The sequence below is a fragment of the Arthrobacter sp. 10N418 genome (assembly GCF_056394725.1).
The window spans coordinates 1-18,061 of record NZ_JBFTIK010000024.1 but is presented as its reverse complement, the minus strand read 5'-3'; the positions used below and the strand labels follow the sequence as shown (position 1 = coordinate 18,061).

The window sequence follows — 18,061 nt, the reverse complement described above, 5'->3', positions numbered from 1 at the left end:
AGCGGCAATCTTCGCCAACGGCCGGTCAGCGCGAAAGAGCTGGCCGGCCGTTGCCATAACATGGTTAGCACTGCCACGGGAAGGAGACCGGGAATGCTGAGCGCAAAGGCGCGGCGCGAGGAGATCTACCACCTCGCCGTCACCACCGGCCTGGCCTCCGTGGAGGAACTCTCCGCCCGGTTCGAGGTCACGGCCTCCACCATCCGCCGCGACCTGGCGCTGCTGGACGGACAGGGCCGGCTGGCCCGTACCTACGGCGGTGCCATGGCCCTGGGCGCGCACCCGGAGGCGTCGCTGCGGCAGCGCACCGGGGAGGCGTTTGAGCAGAAGCAGGCTATCGCCCGCTGGGCGGCGTCCGTGATCCGTCCCGGGGAAAACATCCTGCTCGACGCCGGCTCCACCGCGGGCGCTCTGGCCCGCGAGCTGAGGAGCTTCGACAAGCTGTCGGTGACGACGCCTGGCATCAACACCATGCAGGAACTCGCCGACTCCGAGGGCATCGAGGTGGACTGCCTCGGCGGCCGGCTGCGCACCGTGAGCCAGAGCTTCGTAGGCCCGCTGACCGAGGCGACGCTGGAGCGGATGAGCTTTGACCGCGTGTTCCTGGGGGCCGACGCCGTCACCGCGGAGGACGGCATCTGCGAGGCCGACCACGCGCAGACCCGGCTCAAGGAGCTCATGGCCCGGCGCGGCAACAACGTCTACGTGCTGGCGGACTCCTCCAAGCTGGGCCTGCGCCCGTTCCACGCCTGGGCCCGGCTGGCTCTGCCATGGACCCTGGTGACGGACGACGACGCCGACCCGGCCCAGGTGCAGAAGTTCCGGGACGCGGGGGTCCGGGTAGAGGTGGCAACAGTCAGCGTGTGAGCCGCAGCGCCTCTGCGACGCCGCTGCCACACCCGCCGTCGTCGGGGCGGTAGGACTACGGCTGCAGTCCTAGGAGCGGTTGTCTTCGTGCGCAGCCACGGACTCGGCGATCTGCTTGATCGCTGCGAGGGTCTTCGGGATGCCGTCCAGCGCCTGCTGGGTGCGGTCGGCGATTTGGGCGTCTGCCTTATCGCCGAATTTCTCGCCGAACATGGCGATCCCCTCCGGCAGGAATTCCCACGACTCGCTCAGGAGGGTTCCGCCGTCGTCCGGGGTGAGGGTGAAGCCCCAGCGGACATACTTGCCGCCCACCACCCAGGCGAACTCGCGGCCGCGCTCGGCTGCCTCCACCTGCGAGCGGGTCTCCCAGGACCGCGTTGGGAGCTCGTTATGGCCGGTGAACCAGGCGCCGACGTGGCCGGCGCTGTCCTCGTCGTCCCACCAACATGACTTACAAACGGGGCTCCACTCACCGGTGCGGGTGATATCCGAGACAAGGTCATAAAGCGTCTCGGCTGATGCGTTGACCGTGACCGAGTCCTGATACTGGCGGATGCTGCTCTGATTCATGGATCCATCCTTACAGACTGTTCCCTCTTCCGGGCGGCGGTCGGTTCGCGAGCGTCCTAGCGGCGGCCTGTACCGCGCGGGGTGGCAGGCATATCCTGCAGGAAAGCCCACTCGTGGCCCGCAGCGTCCCGGAGGTACACCATGGAAATGCCCAAAGCGTCCGACGCCGACAAGGACCGCTTCCGTGCGGTGGTGCCGGAGACTCCCGAGGTGGTCATCAAGCCGATGTTCGGGAACCTCGGGGCGTTCGTGAACGGCAACATGTTTGCTGGCTTGTTCGGCCCCACCATCGGCGTGAAGCTGTCCGAGGCGGACAAGGCGATGCTCGAAAGCACCGAGCGGACCGTTCCGTTCGGGCCGGCCGAGCGCCCCATGGGCGGCTACACCGGACTGCCGGAAATCTGGAACGGCGAGGGCGACCAGGCTCGGGCCAGAGCCTGGGTGGAGAAGGCGTTCGAGCACGTGGCCGGGCTGCCGCCGAAGGCGCCCAAGGCTGCGAAGTCTCCGAAGGCCGCGAAGAAGTAGCCATGCCCTGCCCCGGCGCAGGACCAGTCCACGAGGTCGACACCCTGGTGATCGGTGGGGGGCAGGCCGGCCTGGCGACCAGCTACTGGCTGAGCCGGCACGGCGTCGAACATCAGCTGCTGGAGCAACGGGATGCACTCGGCGGCGCCTGGCAAGACCGCTGGGATTCGTTCCACCTGAACACCCCGAACTTTGCGTTCCTGCTGCCGGAGCTGAGCTACGACGGTCCCGAGACGGACGCCTTCCTCCCCCGCGACGAGGTGATCGGGCTCTTCCGTGACTACGCCGCGCGGATCAAGGCGCCGGTCCGGCTCGGCACGGAGGTGACCCGGGTCGGCGTCGTCGACGGCTGCTTCACGGTGGAGACGAACCTGGGCCGCTGGCTCGCACGGAACGTCGTCCTCGCGAACGGCGCTTTCCAGCGCCCGCGGATTCCGGCGTCGGCCGCCAACCTCCCCCAGCGCATCCGCCAGCTGCACAGCCACGACTACCGCAACGCACAGCAGCTTCCCGACGGCGCCGTGCTGGTGGTGGGCACCGGGCAGTCCGGCGGGCAGATCACGGAGGACCTGCTCGACGCCGGCCGGGAGGTCCACCTGGCCGTCTCGAGCTGCCCCGAGGCTCCGCGGCGGTACCGCGGCCAGGACGTCTTCTACTGGATCCTGCAGCTCAACCTGCACGGCCCCGAATTCGGGATCAACGGCCTCCAGGCCGACCAGCTGCCCTCACCGGCCGCGCGCTTCATGTGCAACCCGCTGATCTCCGGCAACGGCGGCGGCCACAGCATCCACCTGCGGGACCTCGGCCGGCGGGGCGTCCGCCTGCACGGCCGATTTGAGGGAACGGACGACGGCGCCCTCGTCTTCAGCGATGACCTCCCCGCACGCCTCGCCCTGGCGGAAGCTGGATTCGGGGCGCGGCTGGGGCGGATGGCCGACGCCTACATCGCCGCGGCAGGCCTCGACTCCCCTCCCGCAGAGCCCATGCCGGCGGACGACTGGCTGCCCGCAGAATCGGGGGCGCGGCTCAATCTTGATGCCGAAGATGTCACTTCGGTCATCTGGTGCACCGGCTACGGCCTGGACTTCAGCTTCCTCGACCTCCCGGTGCTCGACGAGTGGAACTACCCGCGGCACAGCCGCGGCGTCACCGAGGAAGCGGGCCTCTACGCCGTGGGCCTCCCCTGGCTCACGAAGCACCTGTCGGCCACGCTGTCCGTGGTCGGCGACGACGCGAAGTTCGTGGCGGAGCACATCGCCGGGCGGTGAGCGGGCTGCATCCTGGCCAGCTACCGGCAGGCCTTCGGGCGGAAAGGCCCCGGCCAGTCCTTGAGCCGGATCCGTTTGAGGTCTTGGATGGTGCCCAGCGTGCCCCACTCGTCCAGGCCCAGCCGGGACAGCGGCTCCAACAGATCAATCCGAGGGTGGCTGCCGTCCAGAACCGTGTCACTCACGGCCGCGTGCGTCACTTCACCGAAAACCAGGACCGAGTCCCCCATCGGAAGTAACGAGTGGAGTCGGCATTCGAGTACCGCGAGCGATTCCTTGACCCGCGGCGCAGCCACGGTGAGGCTCGGCTCCCGGGTGAGGCCGGCGGCGTCAAACTCACTGACGTCGGGCGGAAAATTGGTGCCGGTGGCGTTGACCTCCTGTAGCAGCGCGGCCGGCGCGAGGTTCACCACGAATTCTCCGGTCTCGGTGATGTTGCGGAGCGAATCCTTCTCCCCCACGGAGGTGAACTGCACGATCGGCGGATTCGTGGACGCCACGGTGAAGAACGAGTGCGGGGCCAGGTTGTCGACGCCCTCCGGCGAGACGCTCGATACCCAGGCGATGGGCCGGGGCACCACCACTGCGGTGAGCAACCGGTAGAAATCACGGGCGGACGTGGTTGCGGGATCGAAATCAGTGCGCATACTGCCAGACTAACGGTCAGGGACATATGGGAAAGGAAGCAGGATATGACGATCCAGCCATACCGTTCACCGTCAACCGGGTGCGAGGTACGCGCCGTGCTCTTCGACACGTTCGGCACGGTGGTGGACTGGCGCACCGGCGTCGCCCGGCAGGCGGCCGCCTTCGCCGTAACACATGGGCAGGACCTCGACGCCGAGGCGTTCGCCGATGACTGGCGCGCGCTCTACCAGCCGGCAATGGAGGCCACCGCTCCGGATCCCGCGAATTCACCACCCTGGACACACTCCACCGCGAAAACCTGGACCCGGTGCTCCGCCGCCACGGCTTCGATCCGGACCGGCTGGACGCAAGAACCCTGGAGGAGCTGAACAGATCCTGGCACCGCCTGCCCCCATGGCCGGACAGCCTGGAAGGTCTGGCCGCCGTCCGCCGCGGCTACATCGTGGCCCCCTCTCCAATGGCAACACCCCCTGTTACTCGACATGGCCAGAAACGCCGGCCTTCCGTGGGACGTGATCATCGGCTCGGACATGACACGCACGTACAAGCCGCTGCACGCGGCCTACCTTCGGACTGCGGGGTTCCTCGACCTCAGTCCCGGTGAAGTGATGCTCGGGGCTGCCCACAACAACGACCTGCATGCTGCCCGGAAGGCCGGGCTGGCGACGGCGTTCATCCCCCGCCCCACCGAATACGGCCCGGGCCAGGTTGCGGATCTGACGCCGGAGAGCGATTGGGACCTCTCGGCATCGAGCATCACCGAACTGGCCCACGGGCCACCGCAGGTTGGGCGCCGCGGTGGTCATGGTGCCCAGGTCGTTGAGTCTGAGGATGTCCTCGGCCTTCTGAAGGTCTTCGATACCGGCGCGGCGAGCGGTGTTCACTTGGCCTCCGGTGCCATTGACGTTGCGCCGGGCCTGTTCAGCGAAGAAGCCGGAATCAGCAAGCCCTAAGCTGGGTCCCATGACCACTGCCCCGGTGAAGGGCAACCCTCTCGGCTCCCGCGTCTCACAAGCGGTGCAGACCCTCACGCCGGGGTACTTCGCCCTCACTATGGCCAGCGGGATCATCTCGGTGGGTCTTGAGCTCGAAGGCTTCGACGCACTCTCAGCCGCACTCCTGGTGGTCTGCGCGGTCTCCTACGCCGTGATCCTGGTTCTCAACCTGGTGCGGCTGGCCAGGTTCCGCGCCGACATATGCCGCTACTTCCTGGACCCCGGCCGGGCGTTCGGATTCTTCACCTTCATCGCCGGAACGAATGTGCTCGGCGTGCGCCTGGGGATGGCGGGGTGGCCGGGTACGACGGCGGCGCTTTTGGCCGTCGCGGTGCTCGCTTGGGTGGTGCTTGGCTACGTTGTGCCGTGGACCGCCGTGCTGGGCCGGGACGAGCGCCCCGTGCTGAAGGACGCCAACGGGAGCTGGTTCATCTGGTGCGTGGCCGGCCAGTCCGTGGCGGTCGCGGCGGCGTCGCTGGAACCCCTCGCCGGGCCGGACCTGCGTGCGGCGCTGGCGCTGGTCGCCGTCGTCGCCTCGTCGGTGGGGCTCATCCTGTACGCCGCGGTGGGGATCTTCGTCTCCCTGCGGCTCATGACCTACCCCATCCGGGCCGAGGACCTGAGCCCGCCGTACTTCGTGGCCATGGGCGCCATGGCGATCAGCGTCCTCGCCGGCGCGCGGATCGTCGAAATGGCCGGCGCGCCCATGGTGGATGCGACGCGGGGGCTCGTGCCCGGTTCCTCCGTCGTTTTCTGGGCCTTCGCCTCGTGGCTCTTTCCAGTCCTCCTCGCAGCCGGATGGTAGAGGCACGTGATCCACCGCGTGCCCCTGTCCTACGAACCCGGCCTCTGGAGCGTCATCTTCCCCTTGGGCATGTACGCCGTGGCCGGGATTTACCTGGGGCGCGCCGACCATCTTCCCCTTGTGGCGGTGATTGGCCGCACGGAGCTGTGGCTGGCTGTCGCCGCCTTCCTCGCCACCCTCGCCGCGATGCTGTGGCATCTGTGGGTCACGCTGGTGCGGGTGGGCCGGTGACCCCCACTCTTTGGTCCTGCGCCTGGGGATGCACCAGCACCTTCACGGCCGTGTCCTTGTGGTTAATGAGGGTGTCGAAGCCCTGCTCCACGAGGTCATCCAGGCCGATTCTGCCGGTAATGAACGGCTTGAGGTCCACCTTGCCCTCCTGCACCATCTTGATGACCGCGGCATGGTCCCGGACGTAGGCGATGGTGCAGCAGAGGTCGATCTCCTTGAGCACCAGCTTCTGCATGTCCACGGTGGCGGGCGCGCCCCAGATGGACACGTTGACCACCACTCCCCCGGGCCAAGCCCGCTCATCTTCCCACCGGGGGCGCCGGCTGAGATGGGGACCACAGGCCCTGCACTATTAAGGGCGGCCCGGGCGGTTCGGTCAAGGTCAGGGCATTTTGCTGACCGCGGGGCGGTACTATCTGATCCATTGGCAGCGCAGCTTCGCGGCCGGCTGGAGCTCATTTGGGGGAATGGACCGATGGTGGAACTAAAGCGCATCTACTGGAGCCGGCAGGCTCTGCGTCTGGCTTACTCGGCTGTGATTGTGTGGTTAGCCGTCTCGGTTGTCCTGGCGCTGATGCCGATTGGGAAAGTCGACGCAGCGCACAGCCTGTCAAGCGTCACCGCGGTCTTTCGCGGCCTTGTTAACAGCGTTCTGGCTGCGGTTGCTCTCCCGGGGCTGTTCCTCGTCGTCCTGATAATCGTCGCGGCCGTCAGCAACGCCCGGGACCTCCGGCGCCGGGATCCGGTCCGGCGCTTCACGCGCCAGCAGCGCCGCGAGGGCATGGCTCGGGCTGGTGGCCAGTGCGAGATGGAGGCCGGATTCGGGCGTCGGTGCTCCAGGCCCGCTGAGCATGGTGACCATTTCTTCCCGTGGTCCAAGGGCGGATCCACCAGCGTGCAAAATTTCGTCGCCGCCTGCGCGCGGTGCAACCGAGCCAAGAGTGCCAAGATTCCCTCACCCGGCCAGCAGGAAAGGCTCGAACGACGCCGACGGGACTATGTCATGGCCGGAAGCGCCGTCAGTGTCGGCGAACGGCATCCGCTCCCCTAACGCGCGAGCCGCGGCGGATAGCATTCCAGTGCACTCCCCCCTGAACGTAGCGCGGGATGGTCGCTGTTGCGCGCGCAGAACTCCTTGGTTGCGCAAATACTACGTACCCGGCCAGGACGAGCCCCGCTACGATCTCGCCGCCGCCGCGGAGGAAGTGGTGCACTGAGTGGAGAGACTGCGCGGCCGCGACTTCGTGGGCAACGGCTACCGGAACCCTGGCCAGCTGCCCGACGGTGCCGTGCTGATCGTTGGCACCGGCCAGTCCGGCGGCCAGATCGCCGAGGAACTCCTCGCCGTCGGCCGCGAAATCCACCTGGCGGTGTCCACGTGCCGGAAGCACCGCGCCGGTACCGCGGCCAGGACCTCCTCTATTGGATGATGCAGCTTGCCCAATTCGGCCCCGACTACGGACTGAACGGCCTCACCGTGGGGCAGCTGCCCTCCCCCGCGGCGAGGTTCGCCTGCAATCCGCTGGTGTCCGGCGCCGACGGCGGCCACGACATCCACCTGCGGGACTTCGGCCGCCGAGGCGTCCGGCTTCACGGCCATTTGGAAGCAGCCGACGACGGCGACCTCGTCTTCAGTGATGACCTTCCGGAACGTCTGGGCCTGGTGGAGGCGGCGTTCTACCAGCGGATGAAGCCGATGTTCGACAGCTATATTGCCGCCACCGGCATGTCGGCACCGGAGCCGGAGCCGCCGCGCAAGGACGATTGGCTTCCTTCGGAGCCGGCGCGGCTGAACCTCGAAGCCGCCAACGTCACCTCGGTGCTGTGGGCCACGGGCTACCGGCTGGACTTCAGCTTCCTGGACATCCCGGTGCTGGATGAATGGAACTACCCCCGGCACCGCCGCGGCGTCACCGAACACCCGGGCTTGTACGCCGTCGGGTTGCCGTGGCTGACCGGGCACGGCTCGTCCATCGTGGCGGGCGTGGGCCGCGACGCCGACTACATTGCGCAGCACATCGCCGGGAACAAGGCGCAGAACATCGCCGCCCGGTGACGGCGACGTTCAAGAGGAGTGGCGACCCCGCGGAATCGGTGACCCCAAGCGGATGTTCTCGTGGGGGGAGCAACCGTCATAGGTATTTCGACAAGACCCCCGCCAGCCTGTCTCCCGTAGTCACTAGCCACTCGACGAGTTCTTGCGACTGAGCCTCGTCCTGGAAATCGCCAGTGCGGCTAATAACGAGTTTGGATGCCTTGCGGTCCGGCTTGTCGTCCCACTCGAGGGCGAAACCGAGGTCTGCTTCGATGGGGTCGCGCTGGGACAACAACCTCTGGTAGAGGTCTTTGTCATGGTTGATCCAAAAAATCGTTGTGACGAGCTTCTTCTGCGAGTTGGCCTGAAGGGAGACCACGGCACGCGAGTCTCCGATGCCGGCGTCGTACCAATTCAGCGGGGCGGGCTTGCGCCAGGTACTGATATGGGTCGAATTCGCCAAGCCGTAGTCTCGTACCCGCTCGAAGAACGCGAGCTGGGCGTCTCTTACTGACGTTCGGATTCCGCTCCCAATGTCACCCTTGGGCTCCTTGCGGCGTGCGGCGATAGCGTCGTTGTCGACGTCCAGGCCGGCGGCTTCCGCGAGTTCTTCTGCACCAATGAACTGACGTTGTTGACTCAGGACAGTACGATCTGTTCCATTGGCATCGCAGCGGCGCTGCCGGCTGGAGCTCATTTGGGGAATGGACCGATGATGGAACTGAAACGCATTTACTGGAGCCGGCAGGCTCTGCGTCTCGCGTACTCGGCTTTGATCGTGTCGTTAGCCGTCTCGGTTGTCTTGGCGCTGATGCCTAAGGTGAATGTCGGCGCGGGGAACAGCAAATCAACGGTCACCGAGGTCTTTCGCAGCCTTGTCGACAGCGTTCTGGCTGCGGTGGCTATCCCGGGCCTGTTGATCGTTGCTCTGTTCATTGTTGCAGTGGTTGTCCACGGCCGCGATGTGCGGCGGAGGGACCCGGTCCGGCGCTTCAGCCGCCAGCAACGGAGGGAGGGCATGGCGCGGGCCGGCGGCCAGTGCGAGATGGAGGCTGGACTCAGGCGTCGGTGCTCGCGGCCTGCTGAGCATGGGGACCACTTCTATCAGTGGTCCAAGGGCGGATCCACCAACCTGCAGAACTTCGTCGCCGCCTGTGCCCGGTGCAACCGGACGAAGGGCGCGAGGATCCCCTCGCCCGGTCAGCAGGCACGGATCGAACGACGACGGCGGGAGTACGCTGCAACGGTGGACTCCGTCGGCCTCGGGGAGCGGCGACGGCTAGTCTGAACGGCACGCTTACGGCGCTTCACCGCCCATCGCGACTGTCCAGCAAAGCTTGTCTGCGTCGAAGATTGCCGTCGCGCCGTTCGAAGCAGGGTGTCGCCACCTTCGGACTTAGCTGAGGCACCCGAGCTGCCTTTGTTAACCCAATCCGGGGATTAGTAGCAACTAACCGGCAAGTTCGAAAAAGAGTGGACCGTCAGCGGGATGGGGATCTGACAGCAACTCGCCAGTCATATATCAATTGCCCAGACGTCCAATATGAGCCGCGCTGTATGCTTTCCCGCTCCGGTGCAATACTCTAATTTCACATCTAATTCCTGGGGGGAAATCATGGTCTCAATTCGACGGGCGCGGCGTGTTGCCGGCGCCTTTACCTTTGTATTCGCGCTTGCGCTGACAGCCTGCGGCGCGCCGGCTGCGCCTCTCGCTGCAGCGTCACCCTCTGCGGTGGCGCTAACGACAGGCAGTCCCACCACCGCCACCAGTTCTGCAGTGCCTGCCACTCCGACCCCTTCACCCTCAGTTCCGTCCGCGGCACCGGTCATGGCGGCGCCCGTCCCCGCACCGCCCGCCCCACCAGTTCCCGCGCCTGCAGCGGTCCCGGCTCCACCTATTCCCGCACCTGCACCGGTCCCGGCTCCACCTATTCCCGCACCTGCACCGGCCGCCGTCGCGGCGCAGGCGCCCGCTTCCAATGTGGTCGCCGGAGTGATCGTGCCCGGCGCATTCTGTCGCAACGCGGACGTCGGAATGCGTGGTCTGGCAGCCAATGGCAGGACCTACACCTGCGGTGGCAAGGGCGCCGACGCCAACGGCCATTACCACTGGAACGTCTAACTAGCGTGTAGTGAGATCCGCTTATCGGAAGCGAATCCTCGTCGAGAATACTGGGCTGCGAGCCTTTCAAAGTCGTTGGGTTCAGTCTCGGAGAGGGTATGGTCAGTCACGATAAGAGTGGCCGCATTTTGCTGTGGCTTAGACCTCGCCTGATTTTTCGATTTGACGGGAACAAACGACGACAAGGGACGAACAGACGGGCCTGACGGAGCCATCCGTTGGGGGCGTTCAAACGAATTTTCGTACAAGCGGCAATGAGACCAGCATCGGCCAGGGCGCTTTTACCAGTCTCAGAATCGCGTTCCTGCCTTCTTCCGGACATCGGCGCGGAACGGGTTCATCCTCGCCCGGATCCAGGGGGACCTGTTCGCCACCACGCCCGGCACTTTCGAATGCGTCTATGAAGCACGCCCCTTGGCGCTTGAGGTTCTGTTCCGGTTCGCCGAGTTCCGCTAAGACGGAGCTCCTGGAGCCTGAGTATGGCAATGAACCTAAGTCAGTTCGCTGCATCTCCCCTGGATCCTCTACTTATAAGGAAGTAGATGAGAGGCGAAATGCCTCTGACCTGCAGCGGTGCGGTGGCTCGGTCTCCTGACGTCACAACTATGAGACGCATAGATAGCCTGCTTGTCTCAGAGCGCCACCGCAGCCGCAGTCGCAAACACGTCCGCCGGCATCGTCCGGTGCAGCTTCCAGGTGATCGCAATCGGCTTCTCCCCCGCATGCTGCACATAATCCACCTGACCGAGACAGGTGTACGGAACGGTCAGCCCGGTCTCGTCTTCTGAGGTATCCCGGGTGAAGATCAGGATCCTAGAACCGTGCGCTGCCCGGTCCAGGTACCTCTTGCCCGTCGGGCTCCCCGGCGAGGTGGCGTTCTGTGATTCCCAATGGAACAGCTCCGGGCTAATGGCGTAGTCCCTGTACATAGTCGTGGCGGAGTGCTTCTTGTCGTCCTTGTTGAGCGTGACGAAGAAAGCGTCGGTAGACGTCGCGGGGCACCAGGCCACACCCTCGCGGTGCTGGACGTTCTTACCAAGCTCCAGCGAACCGTACCGAAGGGCCGCCAGGATCTCCTCACGCCGGTACGTGGCATGCGAGAGCAGCGGAACGTGCTGCAGCCCCGCCCCGAGGCCCTTGGCGGCGTGCTTCGACGCCGCCACTCCGAGCCTCACGAGCTGGCGGATCTCGCTGCACACAAACTGGTAGCTGCGCAGATAGTCCAGTCCGGCGTCGTACGACTGAAAACCGCCGCCGTCGTCCCAGAGCGTGTAGAAGAGCATGCGGGCGAAGGTCTGCTCCCGCATGCCGAGGTCTGCGTATCGCGGAGCATCGGCGCCAACGAGCATCGAGTAGGCCTCGGCCCGTTCCGAATCGTCCACATGGATCAGCGCTGCCATGCGGCCGAGCAGCTTTTTCTCATCCGCATCGGAAAGCTCCTGGATCTTCCCGGTGATGACTGCCTCCAGCGGCGAGAACCCCTCGATCAAACCGGCCTGGCGCAGGTAGCCGGTCCACGAATCCTTCGTCGACCGGTAGATCGACTTCACGTCGTTCCCGGACCGCTCCAGATAGGCTTCCAGCTCCGTCTCAGCGTACGAGGCGATATCCCGGACCAGCTGCACACGGTTGAACCGCAACTGCGCCTTGATGTTGTCCAGAACCACTTTCTGCGCCACCCGGTCCAGCACGATCTGCGAGCCCGACGGCAGGTAGGGAAATTCGTCCTCAACTGCCTTCTCCAGTTCCTTGCGCCCGTAACCCGTGAGTGCCCGGTAACGCAGATCGAAGCGGAACTCACGGCGCTGCTGGCCGATGAAGTCCATGACAGTCAGCACGGCCTTGCCCTCGGCTCGGCGCAGTCCCCGCCCCAGCTGCTGGAGGAAGATCGTGGCGCTCTGTGTGGGCCGGAGCATCAGGATGGTGTCCACCTGCGGCAGATCCAGGCCTTCGTTGAAGAGATCGACGGCGAAGATGCAGTTGATCTCCCGTGTGCGGAGCCGTTCCAGCGCGGCTGCGCGGTCGGCGTCGTCGGTGCTCCCGTCGACGGCAACAGAGGCGATGCCGGCGCGGTTGAACACCTCGGCCATGTAGTGGGCGTGCTGGACCGAGACACAGAAGCCAATGGCCCGCATCTGGTCCGTGCTCGTGACCTTGTCGCGCAGTTCGCGGATCACCTTGGCGGCCCGGGCATCGTTCCCGGTGTAGAGATTGCTAAGCTGCGCGGTGTCGTAGTTGCCGCGCTTCCACTCCAACTGTCTGAGGTCGACGTCGTCCGAGACGCCGAAGTAGTGGAACGGCACCAGCAGATCGGCGTCCAGGGCATCCCATAGCCGCAGTTCGCTGGCGGTGCGGCCGTCGAAGAACTGGTGGGCGACGTCGACGCCGTCGCCGCGTTCCGGCGTCGCGGTCAGTCCGAGGAGCTGCTGCGGCTGCAGGTGCTCCAGCAGCCGGCGGTAGGTGGGCGCCATAGCGTGGTGGAATTCATCGATCACCACGACGTCGAAGAAGTCCGGTGCCAGCTGTTCAATGCCGAGGGACGACAGCGACTGGACGGAGGCGAATATGTGCTTCCACTGCCCGGGTTTGTGTTCCCCGACGTAGAGTTCGCCGAAGGCGCCGTCCTGCATCACGTCGCGGTAGGTGCGCATGGCCTGTTTGAGGATTTCCTGGCGGTGGGCGACGAAGAGCAGCTTCAGATCGCGGCCGGCCGCCTCGCACAGGCGTTTGTAGTCGAGGGCTGCGATGACGGTCTTCCCGGTACCTGTAGCTGCGACCACGAGGTTGTGGTCGAAACCCTTGAGCCGCTCGGCCTCCAGGTCTTCAAGCATCTCCTCCTGGTGGAGGAACGGCTGGACCTCGAGTCCGGTGGCCGCCCCGGGGTTTGCCGTCCGTCGGCCGCCGTTGCGTTCCAGGGCGGCGTCCAGCTTTTCGCCGTCGCGTTCCGGATCGTAGCTTTGGAAAGCGCGCTGCGCCCAGTAGCTGTCGAAGGTAATCTCGAACTTGTTCAGGAGTGCGGGCGTGCCGACGGAGCTGAGCCGGACGTTCCATTCGAGGCCGTCGAGGAGGGCCGCTTGGCTCAGGTTGGAGCTGCCGACGTAGGCGGTGTCGAATCCTGAGTTGCGACGGAACAGCCAGGCCTTGGCGTGGAGGCGCGTGGCCTGGGTTTCGTAGCTGATCTTCACCTCGGCCCCGTACCGGGTCACGAGCTCGTCGATGGCGCGGCGTTCTGTGGCGCCCATGTAGGTCGTGGTGATGACCCGGAGTTTCGCCCCGCGCTCCTTGAGCTCCTTAAGCGCCGGGTGGAGCAAACGGAGGCCCGTCCAGCGGACGAAGGCGCAGAGGAGATCCACGGTGTTGGCTGACTCGATCTCGGTTCTGAGTTCCGCGGCGAGGTTGGGATCGTCCTTGCTGTTGGTGAGCAGCGCGGAGTCGCTCAGTTTGGTGGTGGGCCTGCGCAGGCTGCGGCGCTTCAGGGTGTCCGGGCGGTGGAAGGACTGGAGCTGGGTGGGGCCGTCGGCGATGCGATCGCCGTGCTGAAGTTCTTGGAGGACCTTATTCGCCAGGGCGACACGGTCGGCTGGTTTGGTTTCGGAGAGGGCTCGCCGAACGGCGTCTGCGACGTGGCGGGAGAGGATGTCCGGAGTTTCCTCGTCTGTGATGTCCTCGAAAACTGGCTGGAGCTCTGACTCACGCTGCAGCAGATCGCCCAGTGCGTCCGTGTTGAGAAGCTCGTACAAGCCCTCGGGCAACTGCTCCGCCGCCGCTCCGCCATTGAAATTAGTCACTGCGCCAGGCTATTGCGTCCCAGCAACTTCATCGCGAAGCCTAGGAATTCGGGAGTGTCGCCGGGCTCGGGTCTGCAATCATGCTTGCCTCCTCGGCCAAAGGAATCTCGCTTTGCTTTGTAGCTGACAAAGCGCTTCCTCCACTGCTGCGTTAACTCTTCGTCCGGACGGAGTATTCTCGGGGAATGGAATTCTGGCAGCAGCTCGTATCAACGCTCTTCGGGGCATTTGCCGGCGCCGGTGCCGCTTTGTTCAGCGGACACCTTGTCAGCGGACGCGAAGCAAACGCGAAAGAAGAAGCGGCCCTTAATGGTCTCCTGCTGGACCTTCAACTCAAGAGGGCGTTTGTCGCTGTTCAGCCTTCAGCTTCGCCTGAAGCGGCAGCCTCGCAGGACTTCAAACAATGCTTGGAATCTGTGAAGGGGACCCGGACTCTTATACGAGAGACACGTCTAAATCTGCGGCCCAATTCAAAGGCCTTCGATAGCCTTGCGACGATGTCCGCCGCGTGCAATACGTATCTACACTTCGCGCGAACGCAGCCAGAGAACTACCAGCACGAGCTCATGGCATTGCGGTCGAGACTGGACGAACAGGCGAAGGAGCTCGGGGCGCTTGCGAACGTTGACTATAGGGAGCCAGGCTCGTATGCCTACTCTGTCCCGAACTTAGTCCAGGACTAACTCGAAAACATCACAGCGGTACGATCGCCAGCACGCCTCTCACAGGACTTCGAGACATCACTTCCGGGAAGAGAAATACGGGGCAATGACTAGCCATTTTTCCACCGCCGCGATAAAAATCGAAGAGCCGTCGCACCGCCGTTTGCGTAGTCGCGAAGGTACCCGAGTAGAGGAGGAACAGTGGTCGCCACCGGAGATCGGCGAACGGGCTGGACTGTCCACTTCTACTTTCTCCATGAGCTTCCAACGGCAGGCCATAGAAGGTCTCACCGCGCGCGGGCAAATGGGCCCCGCGCAAATGAGCGCTCAGCCGTCGGTTGAGGAACCCACGCTCACGCCCGACGTGAACTGGTGGCAGTCCGCCGTGATCTACGAGGTCTACCCGCGCTCCTTCGCGGACGGCGACGGCGACGGCGTGGGCGATCTCGCCGGCCTCATCGCCCGGCTCCCGTACATCGCGTCGCTCGGCGTCGACGGGATCTGGATGACGCCGTTCCAGCCGTCCCCGCAGGTGGACCAGGGCTATGACGTGAGCGACTACTGCGGCGTGGATCCGCTGTTCGGCACCATGGAACAGTTCGATACGTTGCTGGAGTTGGCCCACTCGCTGGGCCTGCGGGTCCTGCTCGACGTCGTCCCCAACCACTGCTCCTCGGAGCACCCGCTGTTCCAGCAGGCCCTCGCTTCCGACCCGGGCTCGCCGGAACGGGACATGTTCCACTTCGTCCCGGGTCCGGAGGGCATGTCCGACGGCGGCGGCACGGCTGCCGGGACCGCCGGGGGCGCCGACGTCCCGCCGAACAACTGGCAGAGCGTCTTCGGCGGCCGGGCGTGGAGCCGCGCCAACCCCGATTCGTCGACGGACCAGGACTGGTACCTGCACCTGTTCTCCGCCGGGCAGCCCGACTGGAACTGGCGCAACCCCGCCGTCGGCGACTACTTCGAGGGCGTGCTGCGCTTCTGGTTCGACAAGGGCGCGGACGGCCTCCGGATCGACGTCGCGCATGCACTCTTCAAGGCCGACGGGCTGCCGGATTCGCCCTCCACGGGCGGGGTGGTGGACGGGCTGCGGTCCAACCCGCAGGTCTCGGACCAGGAGGAAGTCCACGAGGTCTACCGCCGCTGGCGCACCCTGGCCGAGAAGTATGAGCCGCAGCGGCTGCTGGTGGGCGAGGTCAACCTGGAACCGGCCCGCGCCGCCCGCTACACCCGTGCCGATGAGATGCAGCAGGCCTTCGCCTTCGCGTTCGTGAAGCTCGGCTGGGATCCGGAAGCGTGGGCCGCCGTCGGGAACGAGCTCGAAGCCGCACGGCAACTGCACGGCGTCACGCCCACCTGGGCGCTGGAGAACCACGACATCGTTCGCTCCGTGACACGCTTCGGGGGCGGCGAGCTCGGCGCCACGCGGGCCCGTGCCGCGCTGGTGGCTTTGCTGGGTCTGCCCGGCCCGGCGTACCTCTACCAGGGGCAGGAGCTCGGGCTGCCCGAGGTCGACGTCCCGCTCGAGGCCCGGGTGGATCCGATGTGGGCCCGCGGCGGCGTCTGCCGCGACGGCGCCCGCGTCCCGCTGCCCTGGACCGAGGACGCGGCGTTGAGCCACGGCTTCTCGCTCACTGAGCCCACCACGGAGCCCTGGCTCCCGCAGCCCGCAGACTGGGGAACGCACTCGATCGAAATTCAGCAGCAGGACCCGGAGTCCTCGCTGGCGCTGGTCACCAAAGCGCTGGAGCTGCGCCGCCAGCTGTGGGCACAACGCGTCTTCACCGCGAACGACGCCGGCACCTGGCGCGTCGAGGCCGGGAACCTGCTGATCTGCGAGCGGAGCGATGACTTCTTTGTCGCCGTCGCGATGGGGACCGAACCGGTGCGGCTGCCGGCGGGAACCGTGCTGCTCAGCGCTGTTCCGCTGGCCGAGGACGGCTGGCTGCAGCCGAACAACGCCGCCTGGGTGCTGAAGGGCTGAGGGGATGCGCCACTGCGTGGCATCGAACCACTGGTAGTCCCGATTTCTCTGGAAATGTTGTCACCGGCGAGCAACAGCAGCGTGCAGACCTTCGTAACCGCGTCAGCCAGGGAGTTGGTGCGCACCCGTTGCTGTTCCTTGATCTCTCAAACTGCCTTTTGCTTGCCGGTGGCATCATCGGCGGCGAAGACCACCGAAAAGTAGAGGCGGCTAGCCCGTCTTCAACTTGCTGAAAAGAGCAGCACGCACGTCGGGATTGTCTTGCCAGAGGCCGACAGATCCCACGACAGTGTCGCCGATCCGCTGCATTGCATCCCGGGCGGTAAGAATGTGGACCCCGTGGGCCGAAATTCTGCACGACCCAACGGACGTGCGGCGGCCATGGATCATGACCATGGGGATCACTTCCACATCGGGCCCGAGCAGGGTCCGGTATCCGGCGGCGGCGACGTGCATCCAGTTCGCCTTGCCACGCCCGTAGCCGTCGGAGCGGACAAGCACGTCCTTCTCCCCGCCGGCCCGCCATTCATACTGTCCCCAGCGGTAGAGCTTGGAGTCCAGCAGGTAGACAAGGTTCCCGAAGGCAACCGCGTGGTCCACGTCGGCGTCGTCGTTTCCCGGAAACTGCAGCCCGTGGTACACGGTGGTCCCAGGGATTCGCAGCAACAGCTCCAGCAGGAGCGCCGTGCTCTCTTCGCCCTTCGCCCCTGCTTCCACCCTGCCCTGACCAAACCTGCCCGCCGCGGCTAGCACACCCCCCGGTGCACCAAAGATTCGGCCGCTATTGGCCTCCCTGACCGCCTCGAAGCGCGCCTCGCGAATTGCACGGGCCCACGCTACGCAGATCGCGAAGAACAACGCCACCCCCACGACAAGGACAACCAGCGTTGCCGGGGCAACCTGGTACAGGCTGACATGAGCAATCACTGCCGTCCAGTAAATTACTGGAATGGCCAGCACGACTGTTACGAGGACTAAGGCCAGAAGGAACACAGACTTTCGAGCGACCCGCCGGATCGTGGTCCGGTAATGCGGCGACGGATCCGGGCGTTCCCGGGCGTGTACGCGGTACCAATGCCAGTCCTCCGGTCGGATGCCATACTGCCGCAAATCCTGCACGCCTCGAACCATGCTGTCCCCCAAAAGTTTCTCGCTTCATCCAGCGAGAATCGTGTTTTCCAGCGAGTCTAGTAGCGGACGATCAGAACGACCAGCAGTTGCGAGCCGGCCTAGCCGGGCCAGTATTGGCCTCGTTAGCCCAGCAGTCTGCCGGCTCCGATTCCGAGCATTTAAGGCACATACTCGGACCGGTCCGCTTCTGCTTCACCGGCAGGAGGGCTTAGCACACTGCCGGTGAAGCAGAACTTCCCCGCGCGTTCGAGCCCCGGCCAGCGGGAATCAAGTAGTTCCATTGAGCTGCCGCGGAGTTCTCGGACAGTGGGCCCTCTTAAAATGGGGGTCTACCGAAAGTAGAGATCAGCATGACCGCATCACGGAAGCGATTTACCCAGGAGTTCAAGGACGAGTTGTGCCGCGAGGTGATCACCACGTCCAAGCCGAT

The 18,061-nt window shown here is 65.4% G+C and carries 15 protein-coding genes and 3 pseudogenes; 11 read left to right on the top strand and 7 right to left on the bottom strand.

Features of this window, described 5'->3' with window-relative positions:
• Window positions 1–93: 93 nt before the first annotated feature.
• Complete coding sequence (locus AC1DCZ_RS16460; RefSeq protein ID WP_476975545.1) at window positions 94–867, top strand: DeoR/GlpR family DNA-binding transcription regulator; 774 nt, start codon at window positions 94–96, stop codon at window positions 865–867.
• A gap of 69 nt (window positions 868–936) precedes the next feature.
• Here AC1DCZ_RS16460 and AC1DCZ_RS16455 read toward each other — a convergent pair whose 3' ends face one another.
• Entirely contained in the window at window positions 937–1,437 is a 501-nt protein-coding gene (locus tag AC1DCZ_RS16455; protein WP_476975544.1) for an SRPBCC family protein, read from the bottom strand.
• Window positions 1,438–1,578: 141 nt separating this feature from the next.
• On the opposite strand from AC1DCZ_RS16455, the gene AC1DCZ_RS16450 reads away from it, so the two are divergent.
• Together AC1DCZ_RS16450 and AC1DCZ_RS16445 are read left to right on the top strand one after the other, a co-directional pair.
• Window positions 1,579–1,962 carry a TfoX/Sxy family protein gene (locus AC1DCZ_RS16450; protein ID WP_476975543.1) on the top strand — a complete coding sequence of 128 codons (384 nt, stop codon included), beginning with the start codon at window positions 1,579–1,581 and terminating at the stop codon, window positions 1,960–1,962.
• Between the two features lie 2 nt (window positions 1,963–1,964).
• Window positions 1,965–3,230, top strand: a complete 1,266-nt coding sequence (locus AC1DCZ_RS16445; protein ID WP_476975542.1) for a flavin-containing monooxygenase — start codon at window positions 1,965–1,967, stop codon at window positions 3,228–3,230.
• 20 nt (window positions 3,231–3,250) lie between these two features.
• On the opposite strand, the gene AC1DCZ_RS16440 is transcribed toward AC1DCZ_RS16445, so the two are convergent.
• A complete protein-coding gene (locus tag AC1DCZ_RS16440) occupies window positions 3,251–3,877 on the bottom strand; it encodes a flavin reductase family protein (protein ID WP_476975541.1) in 627 nt (208 codons plus the stop codon).
• Between the two features lie 45 nt (window positions 3,878–3,922).
• Here AC1DCZ_RS16440 and AC1DCZ_RS16435 point away from each other — a divergent pair, with 45 nt between their 5' ends.
• The 3 genes and pseudogenes from AC1DCZ_RS16435 (at window position 3,923) to AC1DCZ_RS16425 (ending at window position 5,909) form a co-directional block, all read left to right on the top strand.
• A complete protein-coding gene (locus AC1DCZ_RS16435; protein WP_476975540.1) occupies window positions 3,923–4,246 on the top strand; it encodes a hypothetical protein in 324 nt (107 codons plus the stop codon).
• A 114-nt stretch (window positions 4,247–4,360) separates the two neighbouring features.
• Window positions 4,361–4,831, top strand: coding sequence for an HAD family hydrolase (locus tag AC1DCZ_RS16430; protein ID WP_476975539.1), 471 nt, complete (start codon window positions 4,361–4,363; stop codon window positions 4,829–4,831).
• Between the two features lie 10 nt (window positions 4,832–4,841).
• Window positions 4,842–5,909 (top strand): annotated as a pseudogene (locus AC1DCZ_RS16425) (tellurite resistance/C4-dicarboxylate transporter family protein).
• On the opposite strand, the pseudogene AC1DCZ_RS16420 reads toward AC1DCZ_RS16425, so the two are convergent.
• Together AC1DCZ_RS16420 and AC1DCZ_RS16415 are read right to left on the bottom strand one after the other, a co-directional pair.
• A pseudogene (locus AC1DCZ_RS16420) lies at window positions 5,884–6,198 on the bottom strand (hypothetical protein); the annotation flags it as partial. The pseudogenes AC1DCZ_RS16425 and AC1DCZ_RS16420 overlap by 26 nt on opposite strands.
• Window positions 6,199–6,519: 321 nt before the next feature.
• The gene (locus AC1DCZ_RS16415; protein ID WP_476975573.1) at window positions 6,520–6,762 is read right to left on the bottom strand and encodes a hypothetical protein; all 243 of its coding nucleotides are present in this window, start codon (window positions 6,760–6,762) and stop codon (window positions 6,520–6,522) included.
• On the opposite strand from AC1DCZ_RS16415, the gene AC1DCZ_RS16410 reads away from it, so the two are divergent.
• A complete protein-coding gene (locus tag AC1DCZ_RS16410; RefSeq protein ID WP_476975572.1) occupies window positions 6,691–6,960 on the top strand; it encodes an HNH endonuclease in 270 nt (89 codons plus the stop codon). The two genes, AC1DCZ_RS16415 and AC1DCZ_RS16410, sit on opposite strands and share 72 nt — an antisense overlap.
• A gap of 199 nt (window positions 6,961–7,159) precedes the next feature.
• Window positions 7,160–7,965, top strand: a pseudogene (locus tag AC1DCZ_RS16405) (NAD(P)/FAD-dependent oxidoreductase); the annotation flags it as partial.
• 76 nt (window positions 7,966–8,041) lie between these two features.
• Here the strand turns inward: AC1DCZ_RS16405 and AC1DCZ_RS16400 are convergent.
• Entirely contained in the window at window positions 8,042–8,641 is a 600-nt protein-coding gene (locus tag AC1DCZ_RS16400) for a DUF4268 domain-containing protein (RefSeq protein WP_476975538.1), read from the bottom strand.
• Between the two features lie 15 nt (window positions 8,642–8,656).
• Here AC1DCZ_RS16400 and AC1DCZ_RS16395 point away from each other — a divergent pair, with 15 nt between their 5' ends.
• On the top strand, window positions 8,657–9,232 hold the full coding sequence (locus AC1DCZ_RS16395) for an HNH endonuclease (protein ID WP_476975537.1): 576 nt from the start codon (window positions 8,657–8,659) through the stop codon (window positions 9,230–9,232).
• 1,466 nt (window positions 9,233–10,698) lie between these two features.
• Here the strand turns inward: AC1DCZ_RS16395 and AC1DCZ_RS16390 are convergent.
• Window positions 10,699–13,854 (bottom strand): DEAD/DEAH box helicase, encoded by a 3,156-nt coding sequence (locus tag AC1DCZ_RS16390; protein ID WP_476975536.1) that lies wholly within the window; start codon window positions 13,852–13,854, stop codon window positions 10,699–10,701.
• A gap of 185 nt (window positions 13,855–14,039) precedes the next feature.
• Between AC1DCZ_RS16390 and AC1DCZ_RS16385 the strand changes: the two genes are divergently transcribed.
• A complete protein-coding gene (locus AC1DCZ_RS16385) occupies window positions 14,040–14,537 on the top strand; it encodes a hypothetical protein (RefSeq protein WP_476975535.1) in 498 nt (165 codons plus the stop codon).
• 298 nt (window positions 14,538–14,835) lie between these two features.
• Window positions 14,836–16,500, top strand: coding sequence for an alpha-amylase family glycosyl hydrolase (locus tag AC1DCZ_RS16380; RefSeq protein ID WP_476975534.1), 1,665 nt, complete (start codon window positions 14,836–14,838; stop codon window positions 16,498–16,500).
• Window positions 16,501–16,710: 210 nt separating this feature from the next.
• Here the strand turns inward: AC1DCZ_RS16380 and AC1DCZ_RS16375 are convergent, their stop codons facing one another.
• On the bottom strand, window positions 16,711–17,427 hold the full coding sequence (locus AC1DCZ_RS16375) for an NERD domain-containing protein (RefSeq protein WP_476975533.1): 717 nt from the start codon (window positions 17,425–17,427) through the stop codon (window positions 16,711–16,713).
• Window positions 17,428–18,061: the final 634 nt, after the last annotated feature.